The organism is Oleiphilus sp. HI0080 (genome assembly GCF_001635135.1).
Genome location: NZ_LWFU01000330.1, coordinates 1 through 6,129 on the forward strand (window position 1 = coordinate 1; position 6,129 = coordinate 6,129).

General features: G+C 48.8%; 7 protein-coding genes. 1 reads left to right on the forward strand and 6 read right to left on the reverse strand.

Going from position 1 to position 6,129, the window contains the following annotated elements; translation table 11 throughout:
• The 6 genes from trpC to rpe all read right to left on the reverse strand — a co-directional run.
• The coding region (trpC, locus tag A3751_RS04315; protein WP_068452587.1) for an indole-3-glycerol phosphate synthase TrpC at positions 1–816 on the reverse strand (816 nt) is incomplete at its 3' end.
• 9 nt (positions 817–825) lie between these two features.
• Positions 826–1,866 carry an anthranilate phosphoribosyltransferase gene (trpD, locus tag A3751_RS04320; protein ID WP_068452589.1) on the reverse strand — a complete coding sequence of 347 codons (1,041 nt, stop codon included), beginning with the start codon at positions 1,864–1,866 and terminating at the stop codon, positions 826–828.
• Positions 1,867–1,935: 69 nt separating this feature from the next.
• Positions 1,936–2,514 (reverse strand): aminodeoxychorismate/anthranilate synthase component II, encoded by a 579-nt coding sequence (locus tag A3751_RS04325; protein ID WP_068452591.1) that lies wholly within the window; start codon positions 2,512–2,514, stop codon positions 1,936–1,938.
• The gene (gene trpE, locus A3751_RS04330) at positions 2,514–4,007 is read right to left on the reverse strand and encodes an anthranilate synthase component I (protein ID WP_068452594.1); all 1,494 of its coding nucleotides are present in this window, start codon (positions 4,005–4,007) and stop codon (positions 2,514–2,516) included. Before trpE ends, A3751_RS04325 begins: the two co-directional genes overlap by 1 nt.
• A gap of 182 nt (positions 4,008–4,189) precedes the next feature.
• A complete protein-coding gene (gene gph, locus A3751_RS04335; RefSeq protein WP_068452597.1) occupies positions 4,190–4,852 on the reverse strand; it encodes a phosphoglycolate phosphatase in 663 nt (220 codons plus the stop codon).
• A gap of 30 nt (positions 4,853–4,882) precedes the next feature.
• Positions 4,883–5,560 (reverse strand): ribulose-phosphate 3-epimerase, encoded by a 678-nt coding sequence (gene rpe, locus A3751_RS04340; protein WP_068452601.1) that lies wholly within the window; start codon positions 5,558–5,560, stop codon positions 4,883–4,885.
• Positions 5,561–5,598: 38 nt separating this feature from the next.
• On the opposite strand from rpe, the gene A3751_RS04345 reads away from it, so the two are divergent.
• A partial coding sequence (locus tag A3751_RS04345; RefSeq protein WP_156492249.1) for a DUF3530 family protein occupies positions 5,599–6,129 on the forward strand: 531 nt, incomplete at its 3' end.

A 6,129-nucleotide genomic window follows, 5' to 3' on the forward strand; every position in this document is an offset into this window, starting at 1 on the left:
AAAAAACAGTCTCGCCAATTCATCACCTGGGTCGGCCGCACGCATAAAGGCCTCTCCCACCAAAAACGCGTTTACCTGTTTCTCTCGCATCGCTTGCACATCATCCAGAGTATGAATACCACTTTCTGTTACGACGATTTTGTCTTCAGGAATGGAAGGCAAGAGCGAAAACGTGTTTTCTAGGCTAACCTCAAAGCTGTGCAAATCGCGATTATTAATGCCGATGAGTTTAGTGCCCAGCGTCAAAGCCACCTCCAATTCTTGAGCGTTGTGCACCTCAACAAGGACATCTAAACCGACTTCCTGAGCAATGCCCGACAGCTCTTGTATCTGATCTTTCGTCAAACATGCTGCAATGAGCAAGATACAGTCCGCATTGACGACGCGGCTCTCGTAAATCTGATACGGGTCGACCATAAAGTCTTTGCGAATAACGGGCAGCGAGACAGCATCGCGCGCAGCTTGCAGATATGCCTCGTCGCCTTGAAAAAAATCTTTGTCTGTCAAAACAGACAAACAAGCCGCACCTGCTCGCTCGTAGGCTTCAGCGATTTCTGCGGGCTTAAAATCTTCACGAATAACGCCTTTGCTAGGCGATGCCTTTTTAATCTCCGCAATAACCGCTGAGGTGCCACTTGCTAGCTTCTGCTCTATGGCTGCAACAAAGCCGCGACACCGGGGCATATCAAAAGCACGTGCGCGGTGCTCTTCAATTGCAACAGACGCGGACCGCTGATCAATCTCTTGCCATTTTCGATCAACAATGTTCTTCAGGATGGTGGGCGTCGCACTATTCATGCGGTCATCAAAACTCATAATGTCTCTCTAATGCTCGTGCTTGAACACTTGCGTAAAACTTGCAAGCTCGTCAATTTTCGCAAGCGCTAAACCGCTCCCGATGGCATCTTCTGCTAATGCAACGCCAGCCTGCAAACTATCTGCTAAATCTGAAACGTAAATAGCCGCGCCCGCATTGATCGTGATGATCGAACGCGCCTTTCGTGCGCGCTCATCGTCTGCCTTGCCAAGCGCCGCCTTGATCAATTCCAAACTCTCTGCAGCGCTCTCGACGCTCAGGCCAGATAGATCAGCATGCTGCAAACCAAGCTCATCCGGAGCAATATCATATTCGGTGATCACGCCATCTTTTAGCTCGGCAACATGGGTATTAGCGGCGATGGAGATCTCATCTAGGCCATCGTTAGAATTTACAACCATAACGTGCTTACTGCCTAACCGAGATAAGACCTCAGCCATCGGACGGCAAAGGTCTTTGGAAAAGATACCAATAACCTGCCGCTTCACACCCGCCGGATTTGTGATTGGCCCCAGCATGTTAAAGATGGTACGTAATGCCAGCTCTTTTCTTGGGCCTATAGCAAAACGCATCGCACTGTGGTGCGCCGGCGCAAACATAAAGCCCACGCCTATTTCTTCTATTGCCCGTGCAACTTCCTGTGCGCTGACATCCAAATTAACGCCCGCAGCTTCGAGCACATCGGCACTGCCCGTGCTGCTTGAGACGCTTCGATTACCGTGCTTTGCAACATGTCCACCCGCCGCAGCAACAACGAACGCCGAGGCGGTAGAAACATTAAACAGGTTAGCGCCATCGCCTCCTGTGCCGCATGTATCAACCAAGTGCTCCCCTTCGATAGGAACCTTGAAAGACAGATCTCGCATCACTTCTGCCGCGCCGGTGATTTCCTCGATGGACTCACCCTTCATGCGCAAAGCAACCAACAAAGCGCCTATTTGCGCATCGGTCGTTTGCCCAGTCATGACTTCGTTCATCACGGCATTCATCTCTTGTGTTGAGAGGTCATTGCCGTCTACAACTTTGGCGATCGCTTTTTTGATACTCATTCTGTTCTCTCTTTCTTCTTCGCTCTTGTTGATTCTTATTTATGCATACTCGACAAGCGTGCGCTGTATCTAACGCTTCAGGAAGTTGTCCAATAACTCATGACCACACTCCGTCAAAATAGACTCTGGGTGAAATTGCACACCTTCAATATCAAACTCTTTATGGCGCACGCCCATTATTTCTTCTATCGAACCATCGTCGTTGTTGGTCCACGCTGTGATTTCTAAACAATCCGGAAGCGTATTTTTGTCAATCACCAGCGAGTGGTAACGTGTCGCTGTTAGAGGGTTGGGCAAACCCTTAAACACACCGGTGTCGTTATGATAAACAGGCGAGGTTTTACCATGCATAACGCGCGAAGCACGAACAATGTCCCCGCCAAATGCCTGACCGATACTTTGATGGCCCAAGCAGATACCCAAAATGGGTAGTTTACCTCTAAACTGTTCTAATACTTGCAAAGAAACACCGGCCTCATTTGGCGTACACGGCCCTGGAGAGATCACTATTTTTTCAGGGTTCATCTCACGAATTTGCTCAATCGTGATTTCGTCATTGCGATGCACGTGTACATCCGCACCTAGCTCACCCAAGTATTGAACAACGTTATACGTAAAGGAGTCGTAATTATCGATCATCAACAACATTAGTTACTCTCCTTCGCATCAAGACCCTGAGTCGCCATAGCCACCGCACGAAACACCGCACGCCCTTTATTCAACGTCTCTTCCCATTCATTAAGAGGAACAGAATCGGCAACAACGCCTGCACCGGCTTGAATATGAAGCTCTTCATCTTTGATAACAGCGGTTCGGATAGCAATAGCGGTATCCATATTACCGCTCCAGGAAAGATAACCCACCGCGCCGCCATAGACACCGCGCTTTACAGGTTCAAGCTCGTCAATAATTTCCATTGCTCGTATTTTGGGTGCGCCACTCAAGGTGCCTGCAGGGAATGTCGCTCTGAGCACATCCATCGCACTCGCCCCTTCTTTCAACTCACCCGTCACATTGGAGACGATGTGCATCACATGCGAGTAGCGTTCTATGATCATTTTATCGGTCAACTCCACCGTACCTGTTTTGGCCACTCGCCCAACGTCATTGCGCCCCAGGTCAATCAGCATCAGATGCTCGGCAAGCTCTTTTGGATCGGCTAGTAAGTCTTTTTCGAGCACGATATCTTCAGCTTCATTCTTGCCCCGTTTCCGCGTACCAGCAATTGGTCGTACGGTAACCAAGCCGTCCTCTACTCGAGCAAGGATCTCAGGTGACGAGCCAACAACATGAAAATCGCCCAAGTTTAAAAAGTACATATAAGGTGACGGATTCAAACACCGCAATGCACGATACAAGTCTAGCGGCGCAGCCTTGAAAGGAATCGACATACGCTGCGCAATAACCGTCTGCATCACATCCCCTGCAAGGACGTAATCTTTAATCTTATCCACGGCCGCTTCGAACTTCTGTTGCTCAAACCCCGAGACGAAATGCCCTTCTTGGACGTCTTCATCCTGCTCTGGGCGAGAGGGCGACTTCGCCTGCACTGTCCGTAAACGATGCACCAGAATGTCGAGGACAGAATCCGCAACTTCATAGCTGCCTTCAACACTTGGATCTTCGTGATGAATCAGAATCAACTTGCCGCTCAGGTTATCGAACACGACGAGCTGATCACACACCATCAATAAAATATCCGGCGTTCCCAGTGGGTCCGGTGGGCAGGAGTCAGCCAGCTTAGGCTCGACATAGCGAATAATATCGTAACCAAAATAGCCGACTAACCCCCCATTGAAACGGGGCAGGCCTTCTATCTCAGGAACCTTAAAGCGAGACTGGAACTCTTCAACAAACGCTAGCGGATCGTCGTGCTCAAGCGACTCAATAACGGCGCCATCTTGCTCGACGTTGATGGTATGCCCCCACACTTTGAGAACTTGTCGACATGGCAGACCAATAATGGAATAACGCCCCCATTTTTCACCACCCTGCACGGATTCCAAAAGGCAGCTATAAGGCCCATCAGCAAGCTTGAGATATGAACTTAACGGTGTATCTAGATCGGCGAGCACCTCTCGAACAACAGGTACTCGGTTGTAGCCCTGTTGAGCAAAGGCATAAAACTGTTCTGAATTCATTATGGTTCCTTGATTAGCGACTTACAGATTAAGCGTTGAAATAAAACGACTTAAAATCGCCAACGGAAAAACGTCGAGAACGGCGCTACGAGTAGTTTGCTGGAATTCGTTATGACAGGCACTTGGCTAACTCAACGTACTATTTAAGAGAAAAAATTTAAACCACGGTTAATGAAACGAGATTACCCCAGCTCATTTAGCGAATCAACAAGCCCATCTAGATTACGCGCATCAATTGGCAAACCATGGTTATAACCGTAGCTTACGCCTATTACAGGGACCTTCGCTGCGTGCGCCGCTTCAAAGTCGCTTACCGAGTCTCCCACCATAACAGCCTCTTCTGGCCGAACCGAAAAATGCGCTAAACAATGCAACAGCGGTTGCGGATGTGGTTTGCGATGCGCAAGAGAGTCACCGCCCAATAAGACGTCATGCTCTAGGGCAAGTTGTGCAACCAACTGCTGCGCATGTTCAAACGGCTTGTTGGTAACAATAGCCACTTTGCAGCCGACAGCCCGAAGTCTTGCAAGTAGCGCTTGAGCGCCATCGTAACAGACCGAATGTCGACCATTCTCAACGCGATACTGTGTATAGAAAACATCAAGTACGCGCTCTAACTCAATATGTTCTCTTTCTGGATGGAGGCAACCCAGCAAAGCCCGATTGACTAACGCTCTAGCCCCGTTACCAACCCACTCCCTGGACTGGCTCTCTGCAACGACAGGGTAGCCGCAGATAACAAGCGCTTGATTTAATGCTGCGTGAATATCCAGCACGCTATCGACCAATGTTCCGTCTAGATCAAACATCGCTAGCCGACACTGCCTTAAAGAGAGGTCCAACATATTCCTGGCTCTTGTTCTTGCTCTGACGATTTAAGAGAGCTTGGCTGCCGCGAGCTCTGCACGCATTTTATCGATGGTTGCCTGATAATCATCTGTATTAAAAATTGCCGAACCCGCTACAAAAGTATCCGCACCGGCTTCGGCAATTTTTCGAATGTTATCGGCTTTCACGCCGCCATCAATTTCTAACTGGATATCGAGTCCACTCTCTAAGATTCGCTGTTTCACCAAGCGCAACTTATCGAGCGTTGTCGGTATAAATTTCTGTCCGCCAAAACCAGGGTTTACCGACATCAACAAGATCATATCCAGCTTGTCCATCACATGATCAAGATAGTGCAGCGGGGTAGCCGGATTAAAAACCAGACCAGCTTTACAACCTCCATCACGAATCATTTGCAGAGAACGATCAATATGCTGAGAAGCTTCAGGATGAAAGGTGATATACGTTGCACCGGCGTCGATAAACTGACCAATCAAATCATCGACCGGCTGCACCATAAGATGGACATCAATAGGGGCTGTAATACCGTATTTTCTGAGTGCCTGACAAACCATTGGCCCAATCGTGAGATTTGGTACATAGTGATTGTCCATAACGTCAAAGTGGACAATATCCGCGCCAGCACTTAAAACGTTTTCAACTTCTTCTCCAAGTCGAGCGAAATCGGCCGATAAGATGGATGGTGCAATCTTAAAATCAGGCATAGTTACCTCTTACAGAATTTTTTGGGTGTTCGCGCGCAATGTATGCAATCGCTAGACAAATAACAAGCAGCCTTTTATCGACCATCATTGTGCTCTGCCTAATTACGTTGAGCTCGGCGCTAACCATCGCAGAAGAAGTGGCTCCGGATCTCACCGAAAGCATCGGTTCGGAGCTTGATCAAACCGACGAGACCGAAGAGCAGGAAGAAGCCAAAGAAGATCGCATACCAGAGCTACATCAACAAGAGCGCGCATTTAGCACAGCACTTGCGAGTAGCGTCGAGGAAGCACAAGTCCTTTGGTTAGATATCAAATACCCAGGCGCAGCCAGTGCTTTTCAAAGTCTCGCCTTGAAGATCGAAGCAAAAGCCAAGAATATCCATGGAGCCGCTCTAATCATTCCTGACACGTCACAACACGCAGACTGGCCAAATCAAGTTCGCGGTTTACGACAGCAGCTACCCTATGAGGGCTGGCTGACTCTTTCGGTTGGACTGCCGTGGCCTGAGCTAAAAACGCCTCCTGAAAGGGAGCTTGTGGTTAAATCCTTTTCAGAATTTCAAACAAGT